Origin of the sequence: Aureispira anguillae, from assembly GCF_026000115.1 — a bacterium.
Taxonomy (GTDB): Bacteria; Bacteroidota; Bacteroidia; order Chitinophagales; family Saprospiraceae; genus Aureispira; species Aureispira anguillae.
Genome location: NZ_AP026867.1, coordinates 2600530 through 2626674, shown reverse-complemented (window position 1 = coordinate 2626674; position 26145 = coordinate 2600530). Strand labels below are relative to the sequence as shown.

Here is a 26145-nt window from a genome sequence, read left to right as displayed (position 1 = left end):
TTGTGGATAGTTATATTTAGTTTACAATTCAGGAGTACATGGACAAGTTTTATTTATTTCTATGAGTGAATCTTTTTCCCATTTTAGTGTTTTTTCACAGTAAGCCCAATCACCATCTTCTTTGCACATAATTTTTTCATCAGACTTTACGTTTTTTGAACTTCTATCTGGTCTTATATTTGAGTGCAGAAAACCATAAGGAAGTGGCAAGAGTCTGTTTTTTTCTTTATCATAAACAAGAAGGTAGCCATGAGATAATGTTAGCCCATTTGATGCGTTAGTTTGGATATAAAAATCTTTAAATCCATCAAAATTATAATCTTCAATCTTTAGGTCAAACTGAAAATAATCAGCTTCCAATATATCATTTTTAGCAATCAAGAACCATTCTTTATTTTTTAACTCATAAATCTCAATTTCGAAAAATTTATCATTTTCACCTAATTTGATGTAAAATGCATTTTTAGAACTTTCATGAAGTCTAAAAGTCTTGAAGAATGAAAACGGTTCAATTTCTAAATGCTCAAATGGAAATTTTTCTTTCGAATCTGCTAGTAATTTTTTCAGGGGTACAGAATGCTTTGAAACTGATTTATCTATATCAGGTTTACTTTCATTATCGTGACTTAGTTGATTGTTGTCCGCTGAATTATTACAACTTAGATTGATGAATGCTAAAATAAATAGTAAGGACAATATTTTATTCATGAGGTTTGAGGTGAAATTTTTGAGTAATAATGCAGAACGGTCTGGCTAAATGGCGTAGCGGCGCATAGCCGCTATGAACATTTTAGCCTTTGTGTGTGCCTTGAATGGTGAATATAGTTCTTTTCCAAAAAGAAAAGAACCCCAAAGGGTGTAAGTCCCAGACACGAGAGGGTAACATCTCTAAGTGAAGCAAGTGGCAAGGTGGTTGATCGAAGGAAGAAAAACAGAATAAGATGAGGTGTAGAAAAGGGAATGGCTTAGGCATGGAGTAGGGTTAGAATAGGAGGTTGGGCAGTAGCTCAAAGCCCGATTCTAGGAACGACAATTACTGTAAAACGGTTGAAAATGCGAGGATACCTTAGTTTAACAGCGTACTATAATCGTTAAGGTATCATTATTGAACCGCTGTATACGAGACCCGTATGTACGGTGCTGTGAGAGGTGCACTCCGCTCAATTTTGGGCGGAGCCGTCTACTCGATTGTGGGTAGTGTTTATTTCAATCTATTAATAATTTTTTTTGTAGTTTCCTTAATTAATTGATTAGCCTCAGGAAAACTGGAATTTGTAATAATAGATATTCCAATATTTTGCTCTGGAAATATCATTATCCAGTTTTGACTTCCATAGATTCCTCCGTGATGTTCAATGTGTTTTTCTGCATTACTATCAATAATTTCCCAATAATAACCTATCCAAATATTTTCTACATCGTGAAATAACTTCTTGTGCGATAGTTTTGTTATTGGATTTTTTTCATTGAGTTGCCATTTTATATAATTCAATAAATCTTCAGAATTTGATTTAATGCGACCTGCTGCTCCCCATAATTGTATTGGTTCTTTAAAATTGGGCATCATTTCATTATTTCCGTTATATCCATTGGCAAGAAAACCTTTTTGCTTATCATTAAGGTTAATGTAAGTATTGGGCATTTTTGCAGGATTAAACAGTTTTTCCTGCAAGAGTTCTTCAAATGTTTTGTCAAAAACAACTTCTAAAATATGGGCGATTAAGTTAGGTGCAACATTAGAGTAGCCATAATTTTCTCCAGGTTTTTGAGTCAATTTTAAGGATTGTATTTCAGACAATAAATCCTCCTTAGAATATTGAGATAATATTCTTTGCGCTTCGTGATAATTATTTGAACTAGGATTCTGATATAATTCTGAAACTCCTCGAACATTTAAAGGTAAGCCACTTGTATGCGTGATTAAATGTTCAATTCGAACAGGTTCTCCACCATATTCAAGATTTTTATACTTATCCCCAAGTATATCATAAACTGCATCATCTAATTTCAATTTACCTTCTTCAACTGCACTAGCCACAAGATACCCAGTCATTGTCTTAGATACTGACGCTATCTCATAAAGTGTTTTATTGGTCGGTTTATTACCTTTCCCTTTATCCAATTCTCCAAAATGTTCAACGTAACTTTCGCCATTATAAAAAATAGCAATTGATAATGAATTAAATCTATCGTCTTCTAAAAAAAGTTGCGCTTCTTCATCAACAATAATTGATAAAGTTTGCTTCTTCGTTTGAGCATTACAACTTTGAAAAGATATAAGCAATAGAATATATATTAGTGTTTTAAATTTCATTGTTTTTTTATTATTACCCACAATGTTTGTGCATATGCATGTGGGGGAGAAGTAAGATAAGAAATATGGCACCAACCCTAGAGCAAAAGCATAGATTTTGCTAGTATTTTTTCTTCAAGCACTAGCAAAATCTGTGATTTTGCGCTTGGACAAAACCCTTGAATTAGGTGTTACATAGTGCTCTGGATGGCTATTGCAGATTGTTATCAGTCGTTTTATTTTCTGAGAGTACAGTTAGGTTGTTTTATTTTGAATCGAATGATTTGATGTTGTGGAATATTATTTCCTGTAATATTCAAAACTTCAAGGTTTTTTAATTTGAATATTTGGGGAGGTAGGTTATCAAAGTTATTTTCAGCTATATTTAGAACACGGAGTTTATTTAGATTTTCAAACCTTACTGGTAATGAGTTTAGGTTGTTATTAAATAAGTTTAATATTTCAAGAGTTTTTAAATTACATATCGAATCTGGAATATGAGAAATATAGTTTTGGCTTAGATCTAATGTCTCTAAATTTATTAGTTCACCAATAGAAGCTGGAACCGAATTTATTTTTGTTTGACTTAGTCGTAATTTTTTAATCGGATATAGTTTATAAATTTTATCTGATAATTGCTCAATTGGGTTGTTGGATAAATCTAAGAGTTCTAAACTGGGCAATGATAAAAATTCGCTCGGAAATTCTTTGAACTTATTGTTTTGCATTTTAATTGACTTTAGCTTTTTTAGCTGCGCCCAATTTTGAGGTAAATTTTCTAATTGATTTGAGCTAAGTACAAGTTCTTCGAGATTAGACAATTTAATGAAACTTTTAGGTAATGATTTTATTTGATTTCCATTTAGAAGTATCGATTCTAAATTGGAGAGTTCGCCAAATGACTCAGGAAGTGTTTTTAGCCTAGAGCCCGAGAGCTGTAGTACTTCCAAGTTTTTTATTTTTCTAATACTAGCAGGTATTTTGGTAGTATTTTTCACTGACCACCAGAGTTTTGTTAGAGATATTAATCGAATTATTTTTGTTTCAAGTCGAGTTGTTGGTTCGATTGTGTCATATTCTCCATACTCTAAAATCCAATTAAAAATTTCCTCATATTCGTTTACATTTAATGGAGTATTTGTCGATTTACTTAGCTGAATAGCAAGCTTAACATTTGACTCTATTCCTGAATCAATTAATTCACTAAGTTTTTTCTTGTAATCCATGTAAGTGTAAGGAGGTGAATTTAATGACTGATAACGTTCAAGGCTAGGAAGTCGTACGGACTTTCAACCAAGATTTTCTTTTAAAGTTAGGTATAGTTTTCCAACTATAATTAATGAAACGCAGCATATACCCGTATGCTTTTTAGCCGTTGTTATAGGCTGGTTTACCAATTGATCAGGAGGTCACTTCTACCAAAAATAGCCATGATTATCCAAGTGCCTTTGCGCCGAGGAGTTTCACCTTCGGTTGTTGAGCCACAAGTTTTTACCGTGTATATGCCCCTTGGCTTCGAAGCAGTAGCCGCAATCTTAGATCTCTCATGTTCTGTCAGTGTAAGGTTATTCTCAGCCATTACCTCAAGAAGGGCGTCACGGAATTCTTCTTGTGAAATTTCAGATATACGCACTACTCCTTGACATTCATTATGGTGAATGTTAGGAAAAGTTAGATAAAGCTTCATTCCACCATCTCCAGTTATTTGAATTGTATTGAGAGCATCCATTGCTTCATCAATAATTGTATCGTTCTCAAAATTAATACCGAAGCTCTGCGAATCGTCTTGTACAAAACTCTCACTTAACTCACCACCGCAGGAATTTGAATCGATGGAATATGAGAAACAAAAAATGGAAAAAATCAAAATTGAATAAAAAGACAGGCTCATAAAATATATTGTTTATCCAGTATTACTCAGTTCTTGCCATAAGGTTCAAAGTGATTGAATATTTCCAGTCATATTCCACTTGCCCATAACGGTTTGTGTATATGCCTGTGCCACAAGATATGCGATACTAAATATAGCTATTCCCCAAGCAAAATCGCAGATTTTGATAGTAATTTAGCTTCAGGCACTAGCAAAATCTGTGATTTTGTGACTTCTGGGGCAGAGGATGCTGTTAGGCGGTTCTGTATACTCCCCATGACCATATGCATATTGTTCACTGCCATAAAGTTAAGGGAAGTAGTCAGAAAAAACATATATTTAGAGGATGAAACGTGACAAAAAACTACTAAGCTTAACAGCCCAAAAACGGGCGACCTATTTGATTCGCCCAGAACAAGATTTTACAAGACATCGCAAATTAGATTTTGCAACAACGGTAGGATTGATATAGGTCTTTTAAAAAAAGTGTAAACGCTGAATTAATCTCCCACTCAAGACTGTTTAGATCAAGATGCCCACCAACAAAGACAGCATTATCCTTAGCTCGTTCAAAGATTAAGGTTTGTTTTTTTGAAGACTTATTTTCTTATAGTTGCCAACTTTTTTATCGAAGCAATCGAGGGATAAAATATTGGAAAGGATACCAACTATTGGCGATTGATGGAACTGGAATTCGAGTGCCTGATACGGAAGAAAATATGTGATTTTAGAGCTCAGGAATGTGCTATCCCTATAGATAGCAAATTTGGTATGCACCTTCTAAAATTGTTCCTGCCTGAAATGTGACAGCTTTAGAAACAGATTTTCTGCAAATTACAGACCAGCTTTTACTCTTAACTTTATGGAATTGACACATTATTAGGCATTGTTTTATTTTTTAGTGCTGTTTGCTGAGTAAGAGAACCATAAAGAGAACTAATACCCCAAAACTAGCAAACAATGCATTTTGAACCTGTTTACTTTCTATAATGCCATGAAGCACATCATTTACAAATTGTTCACAATTATACTTCAAAAGGTCATATGATTTCCCTAAACGAGTTTTTATTCTTAGAGTAGTTTTTGTTTGTTGGGGATAAGAAAAATTATTATAGTCAATTTGAACTAATTTTCCTTCTTTAAGGAATTGCTCAAGAGAAATAATTCTCACACCATAATTTCTTTGATTTTCTGCTATAATATGTTTCCCTGTAATTGAATCTCGCCCAGCATAGAGTACATGGTGTTTAGAAAAAATGCCACCTTTTTCTCTAATAAGTCGGTCTCCAATTTTTAATTTTGTAAAGTCAATTTTCATACTTTAAAAAGTTTAGTGTTAATGAATAAATTTTAATCTTTAGTTTAATATTAGCTTTATACACCAATATGAGAAAGAATTTTCTTTGAAATATTTGGTGGAAAAATGTTTACTTGTTTATATGTTTCTAGGGATATGCCACAATATTTTTCAGAAATATTTTCTCTAAGTACCCTGTCAGATGTCTCACATCGTTTTTTTATTTCCTTCTTCGAGAGAGGTTGAGAATTTTCTTTTACACGCCCTAGTTGATTTAATATTTGAGATAAATCTGAAAAAGTAATTTTTCGAATCTTTTTAAACTCTTCTAAATTGATTGTAGTGAAATGAGTTATCCATTTATTCAATGTTTTTCTAGTAATGCCATAATAATCTGCTAAATCCTGTTTAGTTTTTATTCTTGGACTTAACTTTAATGCTTCCCAAAATGAGGCACTAGCAAAAATGACAAGTAGAATTAAAATCAATAATATTCCTTTCTCTTGTTTAGGTTTTGAATTAGTATTTTTTTTGGGCATCAATGAGTAAATTTAACAATGAATAATTATCTTTTACAAAGGTATGCTAAATGAATTATACATTTACAATTCGTTCCCAATAAGAAGAAAACTCCAGCTTTAATTAGGGAGATTCAGGAGTAAAACAAATGTGTTTGTTTTGGCACTTCTAATACTTGTTTTACAACAAAAGTATTGAATATAAGTCTGTTAAGAGCTTATAGGTATACCTACACACAATCAGAAATAATCTGTTGTTGAATCTTAAAGAAGCCATTACCCCGCTTTTGAAGCAAAACCTTTAAAAGCGGGGTACGAATTAGAGTTCCCCAAGTAAGTGTTATGAGTAAGAAACAATAATACTTGCCATAAATTAAAAAAAATATCACTTATTTATAAAGTTAAATAATTTCAAACTAATGTTTTGTTTTACTCCTAAAAGCCCCTAATTAAGTGAATGGTGCCTAACGGTGAGTGTATGAGTAGTGCGAGCGGTTGAGCGAGCATTACTTATACATGTTGTTAGCTGGCGTATTTTTCTTTTAGTTCGAGCTTTTTTATGCGAGAACGGATTGCTCCTTCATTTCTCCCAAAAATCTCACTCATCTCTTTTATGTTTTTGCCTTCACAAGATAGCAACTCTAGCTTTTCGTCAGCTTCTTCTGTCTAGGGTTCATATGCTTGTTTGTGAGTTTTTCTAATTTCAGATATGTCGTAAGCCTTTTCGGGTATTCTTTCGTAAAGCACTTTTGCTTCGTCTGTCAATGATTTTGTAATAGATATATTCCAAGCATTCATTGTTTTGTGCCAACGTTTATATTTATGAAACAAATTCCAGTCAAGTTGAATTATTTTTTCAAGTTGATAGTCATTGTCAAATTTGACGATTAGAACATATTCAAATTTTTGCCTGTCAATATTCTCGGAATTTGGTGGTTCAAGTCCGTAAAATACTCCTGTTAAATTTCCAGTTGTAGATTTAATACTATATCGGTCTCCGTTTCTACTAATTGCATCAATCTTTTGAGTTCCTGCTGGAGCAGCTTGAAGATTTGACATTCCAGCAGTTTTATTAAAATGTTCTATCGCCAAATATTCTCCTAAATCACCTAAGAGATTTTTAGTCCGAATAACTTTGCGTTTTTTTAACTGTTTAATTATTCCAGAATACGCTTGAATTAATTCTGTCGTATTTAGTTCATTTAGATTCATTCGTGTCGTTTTTTATATGCCAGCTAACGGTCTCGTTTTCTTTTTCAATTTTAACACCACCATTTTTCAATTAGAAATTCAACCATTTTCTCTGTACGATTTTCAATATCTTCTTTTTTGAATTGATTGTTATGAGTTATTTCGGTTGCCAACTCTTTGGTAATTCTGAAAATACTTCTATCATAATAATCTATCTTGTCATAAACATTTTTGTTATTGACACTACTATTTAATGACTTTTCAAGCAAAGTTAGGTTTCCAATTGTATGCTCAAATTCAAGATATTCTTCCGTACTTTTAAACCCATGTGTTTTTAAAGTAAACTTCGGTTTCTGTGATAAAATATGCTCAATGCTAAAAGCCTTCTTCTTTACAAAATCTTTTAATTCTTCGATAGTCAATTTAGTATCACTTATAGTTTCTGAATAATCTAAAAGTATATGTGGTAATACAGCTCGACTTCTTTTATAAATTGAGCTGTACAAATTATTTCTAAATTCATCTTCTGGCATCCAACGCTCGTTGAACCAAACTAACCAGTTTTCCATATCTGCATTATCCCATTTTTCATTGGCTATTTGATATGAAAACCTGCCAATATCTGCTTTGGGGTCAGTTCCTCTTACCTTATAAACTCTAACATCAATCAATTCAATTAAATCAAGAAAATTATAAGATTCAAGTTCTTCTCCTTCAAGTGAAGTGTCGAGAATCCCGAATTCTTCAAATTTTGCAATTACAGGATATAAGGTTGCAGATAAGCCTAAAATCGAAAATATTTTAAAGTACTTTTCATTAATTTCCGTCTTTTGAACCAACTTATTGAGGCAGGTAAAAAATGATAGTAAACTATTCACATAAGAGTTGATGAAGTTCTCTATTTGCTCTTTTGATGTTTTGCTTTTTCGGAACTCTTTAAGTTTCCTTTTTAGAAAGCCCAGTACATAACTTGCTGTTGGGTCGTAATCTTCATTACTGAAAGTTACAAAATGGTATCGCATTATATTGTCTTCATTGAACTCTCCGTATCTCCCTGAAATCAAATCAATACTATTTTTTGTTCCTACATGCTTTATTTGGTCATATATTTCAAACATCTGCCCAAACTTGTCATTAATATCTTTATCAAGTTTTCTTACCAAATACCGATTTGAAAAATATACTAAAAGACTTTTTGCTTTCTCCATATTTGTCAACGGTTTTCCTCTATCGTTGACAGTTTGAAAAATTCGTATTGCATCACCTTCGCTATCTTCAACAAATTCCATTATCTGCAAATTTTCTATTTGTTCGAGATAATCTAAGGCGCTTTTCTCTTTAACAATTTGCGAAACTTTTCCTTGAATTTCTTGGTAAGCTTCAATCAGAAGTCGTTGGCTTCTATTTACGGGTATCAAATCAGATTCACCATTAGTTAGTAACTCTTTAAAAAAGTCTTTTTCTTTTCCCAATGGTAATAATCTAAATCTTTCTCCTCGATTAATATAAAATCTTTTGTAAAAACTTGAATCGTCCGCATCTAAATGTTTAACCAATTCATTGATTATCATTGTAGTTGTTGTAATTCTTTGTTGTCCGTCAACTACATAAAAAACATCTTCTCCTTTTTCCGTTTTTGATAGAACAATTGTTCCAATATAGTGACTTGCTTTTACCTCTATCGCTTCTTCAATATCTTCAAACAATTCTCTAATATTCTTCTTTTCCCAAGCGTATCCTCTTTGATATTTTGGAATCTCGAAGTATCGACTGTTGAAAAAGGCTTTGATTTTTGTATTTGCCATATTTGGGTTTTTCTTTTTTTTAATGAGAGCTAACGTGCGTGTATGTACAGAACTAGAAGCTATGCGAACTTAAATATAGCTATTCCTTAGAGCAAAATCTGCGATTTTGCGGTGCTAGGCAAAAGACGAATATTTAGCTTTAGCCCGAAATCTAGTATTGCTGCATACACATTGTTCACTGCCATAAAGTTAAGGAAAGTAGTCAGAAAAAACATATATTTAGAGGATGAAACGTGACAAAAAACTACTAAGCTTAACAGCACAATTAAAGAGGCTAAAATTATTTATAATTTTAGCGAGTTTAACAGCCCAAAAACGGGCGACCTATTTGATTCGCCCAGAACAAGATTTTACAAGACATCACAAATTAGATTTTGCAACAACGGTAGGATTGATATTAGGTCTTTTAAAAAAAGTGTAAACGCTGAATTAATCTCCCACTCAAGACTATTTAGATCAAGATGCCCACCAACAAAGACAGCATTAGCCTTAGCTCGTTTAAAGATTAAGGTTTGTTTTTTTGAAGACTTATTTTCTTATAGTTGCCAACTTTTTTATCGAAGCAATCGAGGAATAAAATATTGGAAAGGATACTACGGTATACCCCAAAAATAGGACCACTAGTTAAGTTCGGAAAAAAAGCTTAAATTAGTGATTATGAAGAAAAGAAAATTCACAGCAAAGTTCAAAACAGAAGTAGTATTAGAGGCTCTAAAAGAGCAATCTACTTTATCAGAGTTAGCTCAAAAATATGAGCTTGCACCAACACAAATTCGTACTTGGAAGAAACAATTTTTGGAAGGAGCAGAAGACATATTTGAAAAACCAACTTCTAAGCAGACCGAGGAGGAGAAGGAAAAAGACAAACTTTTACAGACTATAGGTAAGCTAAAAGTCGAGAATGACTTTTTAAAAAAAGTGTTGAAATAAAGCCCTTGTCCGAGAAACGTCAACATATTAATTCTAATCACCCAATTTTGAGTGTTCGCCGTCAATGCAAGTTGATAGGTATTCATCGCTCTGGTATTTATTATCAACCAAAAGAAGAGAGCGAATTAAATATGGAGTTGATGCGATTAATGGATGAACATTACCTAAAGCATCCCTATAAAGGAGCTCGTGCCATGCATTTATGGTTGACGGCGGATAAAGGTTTTAAGGTGAATCGAAAGCGTATTAATCGATTGTATTATTCTGTAATGGGCTTGCGATCCATTTTACCAGGACCACAGACGTCAAAACCAGGAAAAGGAGAAGACCATCAAGTTTTTCCTTATCTACTGAGAGGCTTAAAAATAGAACGACCTAACCAAGTCTGGGCAATGGATATTACTTATATTCCTATGCCAAAGGGTTTTCTATATTTAACTGCTGTCATTGACCTTTATAGTCGATTTGTAGTGTCTTGGTCAATATCGAATACGATGGATGCCCTATGGTGCAAAAATACATTAGAAGAAGGGATAGAAAGATATGGGAAGCCAGAGATTTTGAATACGGATCAAGGAAGTCAATTTACATCAAAAGAATTTGTCAAATGTGTTACCAAAGATTATGGAATTAAATTTAGCATGGATGGAAAAGGGCGCTGTATCGATAATGTGTTTATTGAACGATTATGGTGGTCTGTGAAATACGAAGATGCTTATATTCGAGAGTATTTGGATGGAAGTGCATTGCATACAGGAATGAAAAAGTATTTTAACAAATATAACTGGGAAAGAAGACACATGGGGATTGACGATGAACGTCCTTGTGACCGATATTCCCCTTCCAAAACCTCCCAAAATTTCTGTGAGGAGATTTTGGAAGAAAAATATCTAATAAATTTAAAATCAGCTTAAACTGGTCCTATAAATGGGGTACACCTCAATACCTCAATACCAACTATTGGCGATTGATGGAATTGGAATTCGAGTGCCTGATACGGAAGAAAATAGATGCTTAATAGGTGTTCACAAGAACCAATATGGAGCAATAGCAGCCTGCAAGATATTAGCGATACATGATGTATTGAATCGAGTATTCTATCATGTGCATTTACATCCAAGATCAGTAGCAGAGTTGGTTGCCCTTCATCAAAAATTTGAAATTCTTCCTAGCAACTCAATCATGATCTATGATCGCCATTATTGCGATAGTTTACTATTAGACCGCCACTTAAAATCGAGAAAGCCCTGCTTGATAAGAATGAAAATAAAGGGAATAAAAGCAGTAGAAAATTTTTTAAAAAGTGGAGATACTGATAGCATAGTAGAATTTCGGTTAGGTGAAAGAGCTTATTATTCAGCAAGAGATAAGTATGGCTTAAAAAATAAGCATCCAAAATTTTCAACCTTCAAAATAAGGTTACTTCGAGTAGAATTACCGAATGGAACAACCGAGGTTTTAGCAACGAATTTATTGGATAAGAATAAGTTTAGCAGAGAAGAATTTAAAGATTTATATTCTAAAAGGTGGGGAGAGGAAACAGCTTTTGATGAGCTTAAAAATCAACTAAAATTAGGTGTATTTTCAGGTTACAAAGCCCAATTTGTTTTACAGGATTTATGGTCGGTGTTGATCTTTTACAATATTCGCTCGATGTTTATTCATGTAGCAGAAAAAGAATTGAATGGACAAAAACTGAAGGGTCAAATAAATAGAAATATAGCAATTACTATAGTGAAAAAAGATTGGTTTGATTTGTTGCTTTCAGAGCATCAAGGAGTATATGTTAAAGCTGCGATTAACCTAATAAAACGCTATTATGAAAGCGTCCGAATACGACCACCAACAAAAAGAACACGCAAGCAAATGAGATTGAATGAACGGTATATGACAGAAAAAAACTACAAGCCAGCCTTTTAGTATAGGTAGCTTATAAAGCATTGGAATACAATTAATAATCAAGCTCTAAAAAGAAATGTAATTTTAGAGCTCAGGAATATGCTGTCCCTATAGATAGCAAATTTGGTATGCACCTTCTAAAATTGTTCCTGCCTGAAATGTGACAGCTTTAGAAACAGATTTTCCGCAAATTACAGACCAGCTTTTGCTCTTAACTTTATGGAATTGACAGATTGTTAGGCACAGTTTTTTGTTACATCTACTTTCAGGTAATCGTAATCAAACTCTATAGATGGCTTTATCCCATTTTTAGCACCCCAGTTATATGTGTCTTTTTGTCCACTTATTTTTGAAAATTCATGATGTTCAAGAATTGAACTTGTATCAAACTCACAACAAAATAACAAATCTTTTAATGCAAATAAGGAGTCTATACTTTTCGTCATTTCAAGATTGGTTGCTTCCAATACTAATTTTATTTCATTATTGACGAATTCAGTCTTTAGTGTTTGAAATACATGATTAAAAGACTTTGGAGAGGGTAAGGCAATTGGTGATGTTTGTTGGTATTTATTGAATGCTTGAGATAATTCGGGATTTAGACCGAAAGTGGATAAAAGCATCTTTGGAAATTCTTTATGTAACTCATTTGGCGGTGGTGTGTTGAAATGCGTTTTGTGAAATACACCAAAAACATCTAGGGGAGAAATTTCGGCTTCTTCAGTCTTATAGTAGTAATAAGCATAAGAACAATTTCTGAGATATCTTTCTTCATCGCCACTTAGAATAAGTGGGCTAGGAGGACCTCCAACAAGACTAAAAAAAAGTTTATTTAGTAACTCTAGGCTTAATTGCAGATCTGTTTTTTCATTTTCCCTTTTTTCTCTAGTAATTATCACTTGTCCTGCTTTTTCTCCTTTATCCATCATTTCTGTAATTGTGTTAGATTGAAGCTTTTTTAATCCAGAAGACATTGTGATTAAAGCACTAATATTTAGTTGAGTTTTTTCTATTCTTAACATTTATGGATTTGGATTTTTTAGATATTGATTTTGAATGATTTAATAAAAATAGGCTTAATGAGATTTTTTATTGTTTTATACTATTCTCTATTACATCTTTAAAATAAGTTATTACTTCATCATAAAGACTGGGGTTTATCTCTTTTTTTATCAAAACTCCGAACTCAATATTGTTATTTTGAGAATAATCATATAAGTTCATAGAGGTTAATAAAACTTCTTTTTCATTGAAATAGCATTTAGCGTGTAATCTGTTTTTGTAATACAAGCTTAGTTTGGGAAATTTATTTAAAAAAGTTTTATCTGATGTACTTAGACTTTTAGACTTGTCTTGTTCGTTTTTGCCGAACACAACAACTAAGGATAATGCAGGAACTTTTAACTTTAGTAGTAATGCATCTTTTATTCTTTCGTGTAATTTGATATAAGGTGCTATCAATGTGATGAAACTTCTTGCTTCTTTTATTATTCCAATAATAGCCGAATTTAAACTATCTTCTGCAACAAATTCAACTCCTTGCTGAGTACTTATTTTTTCTTTTGAATTCAGAAATTTATCAAGGATTTTTTTTGCTTTTTTTGTTTCAAAAAGAATTTCTATCAAATGCTCAGAAGTGTAAAGATAGTAGTCATAATGATTATAATTGTTATCTACATCTTCTCTTAGTAAAGGTGGAGAAAGTTTAAGTTTTTTTAAGCTTGAAAATGTTTTTTTATCATAACCTTTTAGTCGACTAACGATATCATTATATGTGGTAAAGAGAGGACCATAAGTCTTGCTCTCAAAGTTTTTAGGCATGTCAACATGATTATAGACGTCCCATGAATCAAAAACTTTTCCTGATGATTTATAGAATTCTATTTTTTCGATTAAACTTTCTAATTCTAGACTAATAATCGTTAATTCTTCCATTTTTTCGATTTAGTAAGAAATATAATGATAAGTAATATATTGATTTCCTAAGAACTTCTTGAATCTTGAGCCAGAGATTTTAAAATTGTGCCTAACGTCTAGTGTATATGCCTGTGCTAGAGGCTATGCGTACTGAATATAGCCAATCCCAAAGCAAAATCGTAGACTTTGCTAGTAATCTGGCTTCAAGCTACTAGCAAAATCTACGATTTTGCGGCGTCTCACATACGCCGAGACTTTAGCTTTAGCCCTACACCTAGAATGGTCATATGTTACACATTGTTGGCGGTCGTTTTTTATCTGTTTAGTTTGTTTTTTGAAGAAATAATGAAACCTTGCCACATTAAATCCTTTTTTTGAATTCCCTCTTTTACATCACCTGCTATCGATACCATTGCAGAAATACCAGGGATAATTAAGTTTGAACCAGCTCCAATAATAGATTTGCCAATACTTTTATAAGTTGATTTAGGATCTAAGTACTTTAGCATTAATTCTCTTTGGAATTTATTTATAGAGTTTTCTATTTCTTCCTTGACATCTTTTAATTCAGACAGGTTATAGTTAATCTTTTGCTCTATTATCCATTCTCTATACCTTTTAAGATATTGATCTTCTCTTAAAGTTTCAATTATTTCATGATATGGACCATCCTGATTTAGATAATTAGGTATGCCTTCAATCGTTAATAACTCGGTTAGTTTTGTTTGAGACAAAATGGAATCAGGGCTTTCGAGCCAATTTTGGGTGAAAGAGTTAGTAATTAGTTGAATATCTTTTTTTAGGTGAAGTTTTAGAAATTCAACGATAGCTAAATCTTGTACAACATTTTCTGCTTGAACAGAGCTTCCCATAAATTTTAAATCACCAACGTGAAAATCTCTTGAGTGGTGATCTGGAGATATTTCCCATGTGCTTCCTAATGAATCAACAACTTCTTGATATTGCCCCAAGCTTTCGTTTAATTTCTTTTGCTCAAAATATTTTTGTTTTTCTTTTCCTAAGTTTTCCCAAATAGCATTAGTATTCAAATCTTTTAAATGATTGAAATCTATTTCATTAGTCAAAAATTTAATATAAGGTAATGATTTTAAGTTCTTAGGACACAGTTCTTCAGCTAAAAACCAAAGCTCATCAAATAATATCATAGTTCCCCATGCACTATCAAGAATAGGATTGGGCAATAACCCTTGCGAGCTGAGTTGTGCATTTGGTTTGGAATAATCATAAAAAATTGGAGAAGATGAACCATAAAAAGCTATTCTCATTTTGTTTTCTATTTTTTGTTTTTATTAAGTAAGATGTTTAATTTCTAAATCCTTAGATTGGGTTTTAATGACCGCCAACGGCTCGTATAACAAGCGTAGCCTGCCGATAGGCGGCTGTGATTTGTTATACATTGTTATAGCATTTTTCTTTTATTTTACTAATCCAATATTTTCTCATCTTATCACTAACCTCGAAACAGTTTTCCAGATTATCATTCATCCAATCACACCAATAATAGATAGTTGGTTTGTTTAATTCGAAATCAATATCAAGAAATGGAACTAATCGATTCCAATACTTATCAAATTCTTTGTCAGTTTGGTCATTAACGGATTGAATTATCATTTCAAGTAGAGAATATTTTGCTTCTATATTCTCAATATTTGTATAAGCATCTAGGTAATCCTCGATTCTTTCAGGTTCTGAAATTGTATAAGTCCAATCTTGGTCGTGTCGGTCTATTTTGTAATTGAACAAATCAGCCAATTGTTCCCAGTCTGCATGGTATTTATATTCTGGTTCGCTAAGCAATCCGATTAGTCTTTCGTCTCCAAAACTAAGTGCTAAGTCCAATGGTGATTTATTGGCATTATTTTTAGAATTTGGGTTAGATTCATTTTCAATTAGTAATTCGACCAATTCATAATTTCCTCTTGAATTAAATGTAGCTTTCCATAAAGCATTATTCCCATAATTATCTTTTAGGTCAACGTTGATACCTTTTTCAATTAGATTTTTAGCAAATTTTAGGTTTGAATATTCACCACAGAAATGGAGTAAAGACATTCCGTTTATATCAACCATATTTATATCTGTCAAGAATTCAAGCTCTTTCATAAATTTATCATAGTCATTGTTAACTATTGAGTAGAATACCTCTGTTCTATTGAATTCGTCCATTTTAATGTTCGTTAAGATACATAGTTTGCTATAACGTCTTGATATACGCAGTGCCACAAGTTATACGAATAGGAATATAGCTAATCCCAAAGCAAAATCGCAGATTTTGCTAGTAATTTTTTCTTCGAGTACTAGCAAAATCTGCGATTTTGCGTAGTGTTACATACGAATGAACTTTAGCTTTAGCCCAAGATGTGGGATTGACGTATATTTCTTGTTAAGTGGCGTTATTTATTTGTACACATTTGTTTTAAAGTTAGTCTTACATTATAATACTCTGGAGTAGGATAAGCCCTACCTTTTTTAAAAGGACGACTAATTTCTATATGGCGTTGATATTGAAATTTAGATATAATCCATTTTGTATCATTTAACTTAATAATACTTCCTTTTCCAATATGCTTTTTGTAATAGTATGTAATAGGACCTCTTACTTTTAAGTCCTTATTCTCTCCCCAATAGTATTCAAAACGATTAACAAATCTTAATCCTTCCCACTCTTTTCCTGAGTAAAAAGTAATAATTGTATCTGTACAGAATTTATATTTCTGTACAATTTTATTGAGTTTCACTTTATTGCTACATCCACAGAATAGATAAACAATAGCTACTGTATGAACAATAAAAAGGCATACTTTCATACTTTAACTATTTAAAGAAACTATACTAAAATAACTAATAAAATTACTGATGTCAATAGTAAATATATTTCCTCCAATATATGTGTCATTCCCATGTGGGTTTCGAAGTTCTATTTCTTTATTGTTTATGTTTATAATGTAGTATTCATGTGCTGGAACAAGTTCTGTATTATCATCTAGTTTGAAGTTGAAATTGTTTTTTTTATTTGGTTTGGTTCCAGCAGTAATAGGGCGTTCGTCTATTAATGCACTTTGTATAATTTCAATTAAGTCCTCCCTAGTCTTTTTCTTTGGAATAAAATGAGAAGCAGCATGCCCTGTTATATTTTCAATAGCTTCATAACCATGACCCCATTCTACTTTTTTATAGGAACTATCATATTTAGTTCCATTTAATTTAGCAAACGCTTTTTCAACTAAGGAAACCCATAGTTCGTTGTCTCCATGCCTAGCATAAATAGGGTTGTCAGTTTTGTTAGAAATAGGTAATTCTGTTGAAACATTTACAATTATGGGATTTAATCCACTAGGGTTTAAGAACTTTTTCTTTCGAATGTATAGCTTTACATCATAAGTTCCATCTTTTTTTGGAGTGATAAGATTCTTAATAGAACTAGGATTTGCTTTAGCAACAGCCGCTAAAGCAGCTAAAAAATAACAGTCATCTAGATTTCCTTGTTTTACATCATTATGATGAATTGCTGCATTGTTATCAATGCTTCGATTATTTCCATTTTTAAACAAATCAACGATTGCATCAATTTGATATTTTGTAACATCTTTGTAGGTCGCAATCTTTTTTGTTTCAGATTTCATTTTAGGATTAGCTTTCTGTTTAGAAAGATCTTTAACGGGCTTAATATGTTTTTCTTTAACAGCTAGGACTTCTGTTTGCCATTTTTTTATTTGTTCTTTCTGCTTTTTTATTTGATTCTGTGTATGAAAATCGCTTTTAGCAAACTTTTTAAAATAAGAAGTGTAATCTGAATCAAATGAGTTTATATTTTTAGACAATGCCTGATTGTCATTAATATAATTTTCAAGGCTTTCTTTTATAAGATTAAAACTTCTTTTACAGTCATTGTATTTGAGCGTAAGTTTCTCTATAGTACTCTTTTGAATGGATTTTATTTTATTGTTTATTTTTTCTATAGACTCATTCAATTTATTCAATAAAGCTTGTTCATCAGGAGTGATATTGCCATCCCTTTGAAAGAGTATTTCATAATACCTAATCGAACTTTGGAATTTATCTATTTGCTTTTTAAGTTTATCAATATTCATTATGTAATAAATAAATATTTAATATGTGAATTAACAGCGGTTCTAACGATAACTAGAATTTATAAGTAAGCATTTATGGTATATACGAGACAAAATAGGGTGTTAGAAAAGTAAAAAAAGACCTAAAAAAATTAAAATAAGCACTTTTAGAGCATTTTTTAGACTCTAGTACACTAAATTTTATAGTTTCCTTTTGGATCTCCGCAAGTATCGACAAACACTGTTTTATGCGTAAAATAAATATAATTTCAAATGTCGTTAGTTTCGCTAATGAATTAACTACAATCAAAGTAAAATAGGGAAATATTCTTGAAATAGGGAATTAGATAACTATATTTTTAGGAGAGGAGAGAAAATGCCACCTAACGGCCCGGCTAAATGCAGTAGCCGACGGATGGAGGCTATTGACATTTTAGCCTTTGTTGGCATCAGTTTTCTTTTCAATTCAACATAAATTTGTTTCTGTAATGTGAAGGGCTAACTCCTACTCTTTTCTTAAACAATCTCGAAAAATATTGAGGGTATTCAAATCCCAATTCATAAGCTATTTGTGAAATTGTTTTATTTGGTTGTAATAGAATATTTTTGGCTTCATCAATTAGGTACAAATGAATATGTTCTATGGCTGTTTTTCCTGTTTCCTTTTTAAGTGTGTCGCTTAAATAACGTTGAGAAACAGATAAACTATCAGCTAATGCTTCTATCGTTGGAATACCTAATTCTTGTAATTTATCAGATTCAAAATAGCTTCTAATCTCATTGGTGAACTTTTCTAATAGACTACCCGAAAGTTCTTTCCTGTTGATAAATTGTCGTTCATAAAAGCGGTCTGCGTATTTTAGCAATGTTCCCAATTGAGCAATGATAATGTCTTTGCTAAACTTATCCTGATTGTTGTGATACTCCATTTCAATATTATCAAAAATGGATTCAATCAGTTTTTCTTCTTTGGGTGAAAGGTGTAGGGCTTCGTTAGTAGTATAGGAAAAGAAACCGTATTTTTTGATTTGTCTCTCTAAGATAGTGCCTCTTATAAAATCTTCATGGAATGTGATGACCAATCCTTTTTGGTCAATAATAACTTTATCCCATTGCATGACTTGCCTTGGGGACATAAAAACCATTGCACCGTTGTTGAAATCATATTTAGTTCTACCATAGTTAACCTCTCCTAATAACACTTTTTTTAAACTAATAGAGTAACATTCATTACTGATAGGCGGAGAGCTTTCCTTTGGACAAGGAAGGTAGCCTCCATCTTTGGTAGATATTATGCTGAACATGGGGTGTTCTGGTGCAGGAAATTTTATGTATGCGAGAAATTCACTTAATGTTTTGAAGTGTTGCATATTCAAATTTTATGAAGCCTTTTTACGAAGATTGTTTAATACTACAATTAGTACAAGGACAACTGCTTCCAATATTATTCCCATAATAATGGTAGGATGTGACCCATCAGCAAAGAAACTAACTATGCGCACAATTAAGTATCCTGAAACAAAAATCATTAATGGCAAATAAAATTCTTTCCATTTAATAGCATATAAAATTAACATTAACCCTCCAGCCATTAAAGGTCCTCCAATATCACTTTTAATCATGTTCAGTCCTAAAGTTGAATTTGCAACAATATCATTTATTGCTAAATTGCTTTCCGGTAAAAACGACCACATAAATCCTTGTACTAAAAGGATAATGCCAACCAAACCTAATATTATTCTACAAATCCACATTCCCGTGTTTTTCATTATTATTTTTTTTGATGATTTAAATATGATTTCTAAATTAGAATTTCCAACTGCAATTAGTTTCTTTTTCTGATAATTCCCAAAGCTTCTGTGCTGAAGCTTTGTCCAATACATGTTCTTCCAATGTACATGCTCCTAATGGACCAACTAAATTCATCGTCCCCGTTGGTCCATAATATGCCAGTTGCTTCAAATTATTTTCTGTTGCACACATTACTGTCGGATGAGAACCTGCCTCTGCGGATTGAGCAAGGGGAGTAAGTGCCATAATCTTAAACATAATTTTTGTCATTCGATTGCCTTCTTCTACCCCCATAGTAGTTTTTGATGCACCGGGATGACAGACGTAAACTTCGGTATCTCCATTGTTTGCTTTTATCTTTCGCTGTAATTCATAGGCAAACATCATTTGAGCTAATTTGCTATGGCAATAAGTTCTCATTGGGTTGTAATTCTTATCAAAATTCATATCCTCGAATTGAATTTTCTTCAATCCCATGTTATAGCCATTACTTCCAACAAGAACTATCCTGGCTTTGACCGCTTTGATTTTTTGGAACATCAGGTTTAAGAGTAAAAAATGACCATAATGATTGATGCCCAATTGTTTTTCAAAACCGTCATTAGATATTTCTTGCTTTGCTAATTGCCCGACTGCCGCATTGCAAATGAAAGCATCAAATGTGGAGATACTTTCTATAGCTTTAGCAGCGGCTTTTCTGACAGAAGCCAAAGATTCTAAATCCATTATGATATAAGAAACATCAATCTTAGAGCCTAAGTCTTTTTTCAATTGAGCAATTGCATTTTTTGTTTTTTGCTCATTGCGATTGAGCATTACTACTTTTGCTCCCTTTTTTAAAAAGGTTTTTGCAGCTTCGTAACCAATTCCTACATTAGCTCCTGTAATAACATAAGTTTTCCCCTGAAGGCTTTTTATGCTTTTAGGGGTCCATCCATGAATATTTGAAATACTATTTTCCATGATATTGATTGTATTTTTCTTAGTTGAAATAATACTGCAAAGTTATACCTAAGTATAGCTAAGTCACTTAAACAAAATCACGAATCTTGGATACATTTTTACGATATTTCCTTTCTAATTGATGCCAACGTTACTGCATATACCGTGCAGAAAGAGCAAAATACGAAAAGTGTGCGTTACAGATAAGCAAAATCGTAGATTTTGGCAGTAAATTTCGTTCAGAGTACTGGCAAAATCTGCGATTTTGCGCTTGGACAAAGCCCCTGAATTGGGCGTTACAGAGTGCTCTGGATGGCTATATGCAGATTGTTGTTATCAGTTTTTTTTGTAAAGATCTTTCAATTTTTTTAGACCAGATAATCTTTCGTTTACAATGTAATCTCTGTCTATTGTTTCCCATTTTCCATTCATAAAAAAGGATAAAATTTTAGTGCCATTCCAAGCCATGGCGCCAAGGTTTCCTTTTAAATTCCCTAATGTATCTTCCAAGCGATGTTCATCGTCTCTTTCGTAATAACCATCAATTAAGTTTAAGCAATGTATAATATCTTTAAGGAGACTTTCTGTTTTTTCTTCTCCCCATGGAGTCATATCATATGGCACAGCGGTATTTTTTGCTATAACTTTTCTCTTTGATAATTTTTCAATTACCTCGTTGAGATATTCTTGAACTAATGAAATTGCTTCAAGTAGAAAGGTTTTATTCATGATATGAAAATCTCCATTTTGGAGGTCTAAAGCTAAATTTTCATCTCCATTGATTATTTGATAAGTTGGTTGTTCGTGTATAGGTTTAGATTTATTTTTGACGATATTTGATTCATTATGAGCTATTAAATTTCTTATTTTTTGGATTTCTTTTACTCGCTGCCATTTTTCATTTAGAATACTCAAGTCAATTTCAGCAACTTTTTGAAAATAGGTTTTACTTTTTTCGATATAGTTTCTACCAGCTAAATCCGATACTTTAATTTTTGAAAAACCTTTTCTTGAGTCAATATCACAAAGTTTTCTGAGCCAATTTTCAAAATAACCATAGATAGATAGCAGAAGAGGGTTAAAAGTATATTTAGGGAATGTTTTATCATATTTTTGGTACTCATCAATAAGAATATCAGAGTAATGATCTTCATACCCACTTGCTTCAAGATTTTCATAACTGGCTTCAATTTTAGCCTTCTTACTTTCTAAATCACTAGATATCTCTTCAATGATTTCTTGAAATTCATTGAGTTCAATTTTAATACGTTCTTTAATCAATAAGAATATAGATATGCCTTTAAATTTTCTTCTGTCCATAGTTTTTATTTTTAAGTCCTAGATTAGATTTTTTACTGAGACTCAAAGTTAAAAAGTTGCTGCGCAGTGTATTTGCGTAATGATTTTTCTTTGAATTGATGACAACGTCTTGATATACGCAGTGCCACAAGTTATACGAATAGGAATATAGCTAATCCCAAAGCAAAATCGCAGATTTTGCTAGTAATTTTTTCTTCGAGTACTAGCAAAATCTGCGATTTTGCGTAGTGTTACATACGAATGAACTTTAGCTTTAGCCCAAGATGTGGGATTGACGTATATTTCTTGTTCACTGCCATAAAGTTAAGGAAAGTAGTCAGAAAAAACATATATTTAGGGGATGAAACGTGACAAAAAACTACTAAGCTTAACAGCACAATTAAAGAAGCTAAAATTATTTATAATTTTGGCGAGTTTAACAGCCCAAAAACGGGCGACCTATTTGATTCGCCCAGAACAAGATTTTACAAGACATCGCAAATTAGATTTTGCAACAACGGTAGGATTGATATTAGGTCTTTTAAAAAAAGTGTAAACGCCGAATTAATCTCCCACTCAAGACTATTTAGATCAAGGTGCCCACCAACAAAGACAGCATTAGCCTTAGCTCGTTCAAAGATTAAGGTTTGTTTTTTTGAAGACTTATTTTCTTATAGTTGCCAACTTTTTTATCGAAGCAATCGAGGAATAAAATATTGGAAAGGATACCGACTATTGGCGATTGATGGAACTGGAATTCGAGTGCCTGATGTAGGCTTCCCCTAAGCAGCAACCGCTAAAAAGTAGAGTTTCTGATTTAGAATCTCAAAAGAATCTGGGGTAATATTACCTAAGTTCTTATGAGGTCGTTCTAGATTATAAATCTGACTCCAAACCTGTATTTCTTCATTTAATTCTTCTAGAGATTGAAACCAGCATAAGTTCAAACATTCGGCTCTCAATGTTTTATTCAAACGCTCAATCAAACCATTCTGAGATGGCTTTCCTGGTTGGATGAATTTCAATTCAATATCATGTTTATTTGCCCACAATTTGAGCTTTTCTGAAATAAACTCAGGACCATTGTCACAACGAATATAAGATGGTTTTCCACGATATTCTATCACTTTCTCCAAAACCTCTATTAGCTTTTTAGCTGAAATATTATGATGAGCTTCTGTCCATAAGGCTCGGCGAGAACCTTCATCCATAATATTGATAATTCGTATACGATGATTAGTTGGGCTAACAACCCAATCACTTAGAAAATCCATAGCCCAACCTTTGTTGACTTCTTTAGGAGCCAAAAGTTGTTGATATTTTCGATAAATCCTCTTGCGTTTGGGCGGTAAACGTAAATTTAAACCCTCTATACACCATATACGATAAATTCTCTTATGATTATAGGCATAGCCTTGATTTCTCAAATAGTGATAAATTTTCCAAAAGCCCCATGATACAAAACGTTTTGTTAACTGATGTAGTAAATCCACTATTTCTTCATCCTTTTCTTCTGGGCGATGACCTGATTTACGACTATAATATGTCTGACGGCGTAAGCCCAAAACAACACAAGTACGACGAATGCTGTATTCTTTTGACAAGCAATCCAATATCATTTCTTGTTCTTTTGGGCTTGGAACTTTTTTACCATTGCATAACCTTCTTGAAGTATCTCATGATCGATACTTAAATTAGCATACATCTTTTTTAAACGAACATTTTCTGCCTCTAATTCCTTTATTCTTCGTTTATCTTCATCTTGACTATCTTCATAGTCCTTTTTCCATTTATACAACGTAGCTGCACTAATTTGGTATTGACGGCATAAATCCGTTACACTTTTTCCGCCGTCATGCTCTGCTAATATCTTTGCTTTTTGAGCTGTGCTAAATTTACTCCTCTTCATTTTCGTTAGTTTTTATCTAATATAATATTTTTTCTCTTAACTAACGGTTGCTTCTCTTGGGATGCCTACACTGATACGGAAGAAAATATGTGATTTTAGAGCTAAGGAATGTGCTATCCCTATAGATAGCAAATTTGGTATGCACCTTCTAAAATTGTTCCTGCCTGAAATGTGACAGCTTTAGAAACAGATTTTCTGCAAATTACAGACCAGCTTTTGCTCTTAACTTTATGGAATTGGCATATTGTTACCTACCGTTTTATTAAATTCCTGTAGGGTTTTCTTTTGTTTTCCATTTACCATATTTTGCAGCATATTTCTTTTGAAACCTTGCCATAGACGCTCTAAATTGTCCAATAACTAAAATGGCGTCACTGTTTGTTGGTAATGTATCCTCATTCAGGATATCCAGGAATGGACTTGTAGGTTCTGCTTTTAGAATATCTTTTATTTGTTCTAAAACTCTATTTACATTTTTTACTTTAAATTTATTGAGTGGTTCATCTGGTTTTTTCTTTGAAAATTCTTTCATCTCGAAATAAATAGAATTCAATAAAACATCAAGCATTTTAAATAATTCAACTTGAGCATTCGTTGGTAAGTTCTCATTTTTTGCCATTACTTATTTCTAATTTTTTTTGGTTCAGAAGTTTTGATTGAAGAAGATTTTCCGTTAATTATCCAATACCAGTTTCCAAAATCTAGTATTATGTTATCGCTTCTAAGTTTTTCTAAACAAGCAAGGTATTGTTCAAAAATCATAGTGACATCGCTGTTAGTAGGGATATCATCTTCTTCAAAAAAATCAAAGTCTTTTAATGGTTTATAAAGACCTTGGAGTAATTCATTTGCTTCTACTAAAATTTGATTTATAAATTTTAGTTTAAATTTATTGACAGCATCGTTGGGATTTTTTTTAGAAAGTATTCCAATTTCTTTATAAAAACCCTCAATCTGTCCTTGAACTTTTTCAAATTTGTTAACAGTCTCTTTATTCATTGTTTCTATTTTATGATGGGCAAGCTCTTGTAAATTCTATATATTTTTTTTTGATTACCTCAATTGGGTCACGTTGTTTACTTTCAAATACTTGAGTCATCATTTTAAAATCTGAATCATCCAAAACCAAAATACATTTTCTATAGGCTGACCATAAATCAATTATATTTTTAATAACCTTTTTAGGTGGTGGATTTCTTGTAATAATAACTCCAAATCGTCCAAATTGATCTTTTAAATATCTGTTTAGTTGAAGAATGTGACTTTGTTGAATTTCTTTCACATTTTTTAGTTCCATCACAATTTGGCGACAATCGTAAGTGTTATATATTTCCTTTAAAAATGGGGTAGAAGCATTATTGTAAAAAATTAAATCTCTGATTTGAACACCTGACTCAGTTCTACTTTGTTCTTGTGCAAAATCTAAATGTGGATAAACTAAGGATGTTAAGAACTGACAAGTATTATCCTCATATTTACGATCTGCGTTATCTGTCTTTCCTGTTGGTAGTTTTAGAATTGTGGAGATTTTTCTTTTTGCAGATGTAATGGGTATCTGAGAAAATAGAGGATCATTCTTACAATTTTCAAAATGCTTTTCTTTAATTGATGTATATGCCTGAACAATATCGTAATTGTGTCTATTAAAGCTTAGAAGCTTTACTCTGTCAAGAATAGCATCCCCCTTTTTATGAATATTCTTTAAATAATAACTTTTGAAGTAATCATCTGAATTAATCCAGGGGATATATTTTAACCACCTTTTGGGCACAAGAAGAATAGGTTCTTTGGTTATTGGGTTAACTGGTAAATGAGTTTTTTCTTCTTGAAAAGAATGAGTTTTAGTATTATAGATATTTTTTAATAAAACTTGTTCGATAGGAATGCCATGTTTTTCAGCTTGTTCGATTGTGAAATCAACAAGAAATGATTGAATGAAATTACATGCAATATCACTTACCCTGTCTTTTGAAAAATTGTCAACTAATAGCTGTATTTCTTCAAAGTGAATAAATCCGTTTTTATTTAATTGGGGAATAGTAGAAAATTGATCTAATACATCACTGGCTAGTTTTTTCCCTATACGTTTTCCTACTTTTGTTTTAGAGTTACCTAGTCCGACTTCATTGCATTCTGATGCTCTAATTAATATCTCAAGAGCTTCTTTTTCTTTGTTCTGAGAAGCTAAGTAACCTAAATTGTTAAAACTATTTGTTATCGTGAGGTGCAAAGAATTATCTTGCATAGAAGGTGATTTCCATAATAAGAAAGGGTCAACATAAAGAGGTATATCCTCATCTAAAAAAGGAATTGCAAAATCGACTTCTTCTTGGGTAATAGGGATATTATGAAAATCATTTAGTCTAGGTCTTATTAAACTCATTTATTATGTG

29 protein-coding genes are annotated in these 26145 nt (G+C 32.2%); 6 read left to right on the top strand and 23 right to left on the bottom strand.

Annotated features, from left to right (window positions below; all coding sequences use genetic code 11):
* Positions 1-21: 21 nt before the first annotated feature.
* From AsAng_RS10215 to AsAng_RS10200, 4 genes are all read right to left on the bottom strand, one after another.
* Positions 22-708, bottom strand: a complete 687-nt coding sequence (locus AsAng_RS10215) for a hypothetical protein (protein WP_264792677.1) — start codon at positions 706-708, stop codon at positions 22-24.
* Between the two features lie 493 nt (positions 709-1201).
* The gene (locus AsAng_RS10210) at positions 1202-2314 is read right to left on the bottom strand and encodes a serine hydrolase domain-containing protein (RefSeq protein ID WP_264792676.1); all 1113 of its coding nucleotides are present in this window, start codon (positions 2312-2314) and stop codon (positions 1202-1204) included.
* A 215-nt stretch (positions 2315-2529) separates the two neighbouring features.
* Positions 2530-3519 carry a leucine-rich repeat domain-containing protein gene (locus AsAng_RS10205; protein WP_264792675.1) on the bottom strand — a complete coding sequence of 330 codons (990 nt, stop codon included), beginning with the start codon at positions 3517-3519 and terminating at the stop codon, positions 2530-2532.
* A gap of 164 nt (positions 3520-3683) precedes the next feature.
* Positions 3684-4184 carry a hypothetical protein gene (locus tag AsAng_RS10200; RefSeq protein ID WP_264792674.1) on the bottom strand — a complete coding sequence of 167 codons (501 nt, stop codon included), beginning with the start codon at positions 4182-4184 and terminating at the stop codon, positions 3684-3686.
* A gap of 325 nt (positions 4185-4509) precedes the next feature.
* Between AsAng_RS10200 and AsAng_RS10195 the strand changes: the two genes are divergently transcribed.
* Positions 4510-4635 carry a hypothetical protein gene (locus AsAng_RS10195; protein WP_264792673.1) on the top strand — a complete coding sequence of 42 codons (126 nt, stop codon included), beginning with the start codon at positions 4510-4512 and terminating at the stop codon, positions 4633-4635.
* Positions 4636-5061: 426 nt separating this feature from the next.
* Here the strand turns inward: AsAng_RS10195 and AsAng_RS10190 are convergent, their stop codons facing one another.
* From AsAng_RS10190 to AsAng_RS10175, 4 genes are all read right to left on the bottom strand, one after another.
* On the bottom strand, positions 5062-5481 hold the full coding sequence (locus AsAng_RS10190; protein ID WP_264792672.1) for a YiiX/YebB-like N1pC/P60 family cysteine hydrolase: 420 nt from the start codon (positions 5479-5481) through the stop codon (positions 5062-5064).
* A gap of 56 nt (positions 5482-5537) precedes the next feature.
* Positions 5538-5999 carry a hypothetical protein gene (locus AsAng_RS10185; protein WP_264792671.1) on the bottom strand — a complete coding sequence of 154 codons (462 nt, stop codon included), beginning with the start codon at positions 5997-5999 and terminating at the stop codon, positions 5538-5540.
* A gap of 645 nt (positions 6000-6644) precedes the next feature.
* On the bottom strand, positions 6645-7190 hold the full coding sequence (locus AsAng_RS10180; RefSeq protein ID WP_264792670.1) for a DUF6998 domain-containing protein: 546 nt from the start codon (positions 7188-7190) through the stop codon (positions 6645-6647).
* 50 nt (positions 7191-7240) lie between these two features.
* Positions 7241-8974, bottom strand: a complete 1734-nt coding sequence (locus tag AsAng_RS10175; RefSeq protein WP_264792669.1) for a DUF262 domain-containing protein — start codon at positions 8972-8974, stop codon at positions 7241-7243.
* Positions 8975-9200: 226 nt separating this feature from the next.
* Between AsAng_RS10175 and AsAng_RS10170 the strand changes: the two genes are divergently transcribed.
* The 4 genes from AsAng_RS10170 (at position 9201) to AsAng_RS10155 (ending at position 11824) form a co-directional block, all read left to right on the top strand.
* Complete coding sequence (locus AsAng_RS10170) at positions 9201-9395, top strand: hypothetical protein (protein ID WP_264792668.1); 195 nt, start codon at positions 9201-9203, stop codon at positions 9393-9395.
* 236 nt (positions 9396-9631) lie between these two features.
* Positions 9632-9904 (top strand): transposase, encoded by a 273-nt coding sequence (locus tag AsAng_RS10165; protein ID WP_264791660.1) that lies wholly within the window; start codon positions 9632-9634, stop codon positions 9902-9904.
* A 5-nt stretch (positions 9905-9909) separates the two neighbouring features.
* The gene (locus AsAng_RS10160; protein ID WP_264792634.1) at positions 9910-10818 is read left to right on the top strand and encodes an IS3 family transposase; all 909 of its coding nucleotides are present in this window, start codon (positions 9910-9912) and stop codon (positions 10816-10818) included.
* Between the two features lie 13 nt (positions 10819-10831).
* Positions 10832-11824 carry an IS4 family transposase gene (locus AsAng_RS10155; protein WP_264792667.1) on the top strand — a complete coding sequence of 331 codons (993 nt, stop codon included), beginning with the start codon at positions 10832-10834 and terminating at the stop codon, positions 11822-11824.
* A 215-nt stretch (positions 11825-12039) separates the two neighbouring features.
* Here the strand turns inward: AsAng_RS10155 and AsAng_RS10150 are convergent, their stop codons facing one another.
* The 10 genes from AsAng_RS10150 to AsAng_RS10105 form a co-directional block, all read right to left on the bottom strand.
* Positions 12040-12825 (bottom strand): hypothetical protein, encoded by a 786-nt coding sequence (locus AsAng_RS10150; protein WP_264792666.1) that lies wholly within the window; start codon positions 12823-12825, stop codon positions 12040-12042.
* A gap of 67 nt (positions 12826-12892) precedes the next feature.
* Entirely contained in the window at positions 12893-13738 is an 846-nt protein-coding gene (locus tag AsAng_RS10145; protein WP_264792665.1) for a phospholipase D family protein, read from the bottom strand.
* Positions 13739-14034: 296 nt separating this feature from the next.
* On the bottom strand, positions 14035-15006 hold the full coding sequence (locus AsAng_RS10140; protein WP_264792664.1) for a hypothetical protein: 972 nt from the start codon (positions 15004-15006) through the stop codon (positions 14035-14037).
* A gap of 124 nt (positions 15007-15130) precedes the next feature.
* On the bottom strand, positions 15131-15907 hold the full coding sequence (locus AsAng_RS10135; RefSeq protein ID WP_264792663.1) for an ankyrin repeat domain-containing protein: 777 nt from the start codon (positions 15905-15907) through the stop codon (positions 15131-15133).
* A gap of 227 nt (positions 15908-16134) precedes the next feature.
* On the bottom strand, positions 16135-16548 hold the full coding sequence (locus AsAng_RS10130) for a hypothetical protein (protein ID WP_264792662.1): 414 nt from the start codon (positions 16546-16548) through the stop codon (positions 16135-16137).
* 3 nt (positions 16549-16551) lie between these two features.
* Entirely contained in the window at positions 16552-17832 is a 1281-nt protein-coding gene (locus tag AsAng_RS10125) for a C2 family cysteine protease (RefSeq protein WP_264792661.1), read from the bottom strand.
* A gap of 440 nt (positions 17833-18272) precedes the next feature.
* A complete protein-coding gene (locus tag AsAng_RS10120) occupies positions 18273-19181 on the bottom strand; it encodes a helix-turn-helix domain-containing protein (RefSeq protein WP_407655317.1) in 909 nt (302 codons plus the stop codon).
* A 9-nt stretch (positions 19182-19190) separates the two neighbouring features.
* The gene (locus AsAng_RS10115) at positions 19191-19580 is read right to left on the bottom strand and encodes a DUF4345 family protein (RefSeq protein WP_264792659.1); all 390 of its coding nucleotides are present in this window, start codon (positions 19578-19580) and stop codon (positions 19191-19193) included.
* Positions 19581-19617: 37 nt separating this feature from the next.
* Entirely contained in the window at positions 19618-20565 is a 948-nt protein-coding gene (locus tag AsAng_RS10110; RefSeq protein WP_264792658.1) for an SDR family NAD(P)-dependent oxidoreductase, read from the bottom strand.
* Between the two features lie 315 nt (positions 20566-20880).
* Positions 20881-21864: a hypothetical protein gene (locus tag AsAng_RS10105; RefSeq protein WP_264792657.1), complete on the bottom strand. Its 984-nt coding sequence runs from the start codon at positions 21862-21864 to the stop codon at positions 20881-20883.
* 340 nt (positions 21865-22204) lie between these two features.
* Between AsAng_RS10105 and AsAng_RS10100 the strand changes: the two genes are divergently transcribed.
* Positions 22205-22399, top strand: a complete 195-nt coding sequence (locus tag AsAng_RS10100; RefSeq protein WP_264792656.1) for a hypothetical protein — start codon at positions 22205-22207, stop codon at positions 22397-22399.
* A 226-nt stretch (positions 22400-22625) separates the two neighbouring features.
* Here AsAng_RS10100 and AsAng_RS10095 read toward each other — a convergent pair whose 3' ends face one another.
* The 5 genes from AsAng_RS10095 to AsAng_RS10075 all read right to left on the bottom strand — a co-directional run bounded on the left by AsAng_RS10095 (position 22626) and on the right by AsAng_RS10075 (position 26135).
* Positions 22626-23462, bottom strand: a complete 837-nt coding sequence (locus AsAng_RS10095) for an IS3 family transposase (protein ID WP_264790941.1) — start codon at positions 23460-23462, stop codon at positions 22626-22628.
* Positions 23459-23752: a transposase gene (locus AsAng_RS10090; RefSeq protein WP_264790940.1), complete on the bottom strand. Its 294-nt coding sequence runs from the start codon at positions 23750-23752 to the stop codon at positions 23459-23461. The genes AsAng_RS10095 and AsAng_RS10090 overlap by 4 nt, the downstream gene beginning before the upstream one ends.
* 262 nt (positions 23753-24014) lie before the next feature.
* Entirely contained in the window at positions 24015-24371 is a 357-nt protein-coding gene (locus AsAng_RS10085) for a hypothetical protein (RefSeq protein WP_264792655.1), read from the bottom strand.
* Positions 24371-24751, bottom strand: coding sequence for a hypothetical protein (locus tag AsAng_RS10080; RefSeq protein WP_264792654.1), 381 nt, complete (start codon positions 24749-24751; stop codon positions 24371-24373). Before AsAng_RS10080 ends, AsAng_RS10085 begins: the two co-directional genes overlap by 1 nt.
* A gap of 10 nt (positions 24752-24761) precedes the next feature.
* Positions 24762-26135: a hypothetical protein gene (locus AsAng_RS10075; RefSeq protein ID WP_264792653.1), complete on the bottom strand. Its 1374-nt coding sequence runs from the start codon at positions 26133-26135 to the stop codon at positions 24762-24764.
* Positions 26136-26145: the final 10 nt, after the last annotated feature.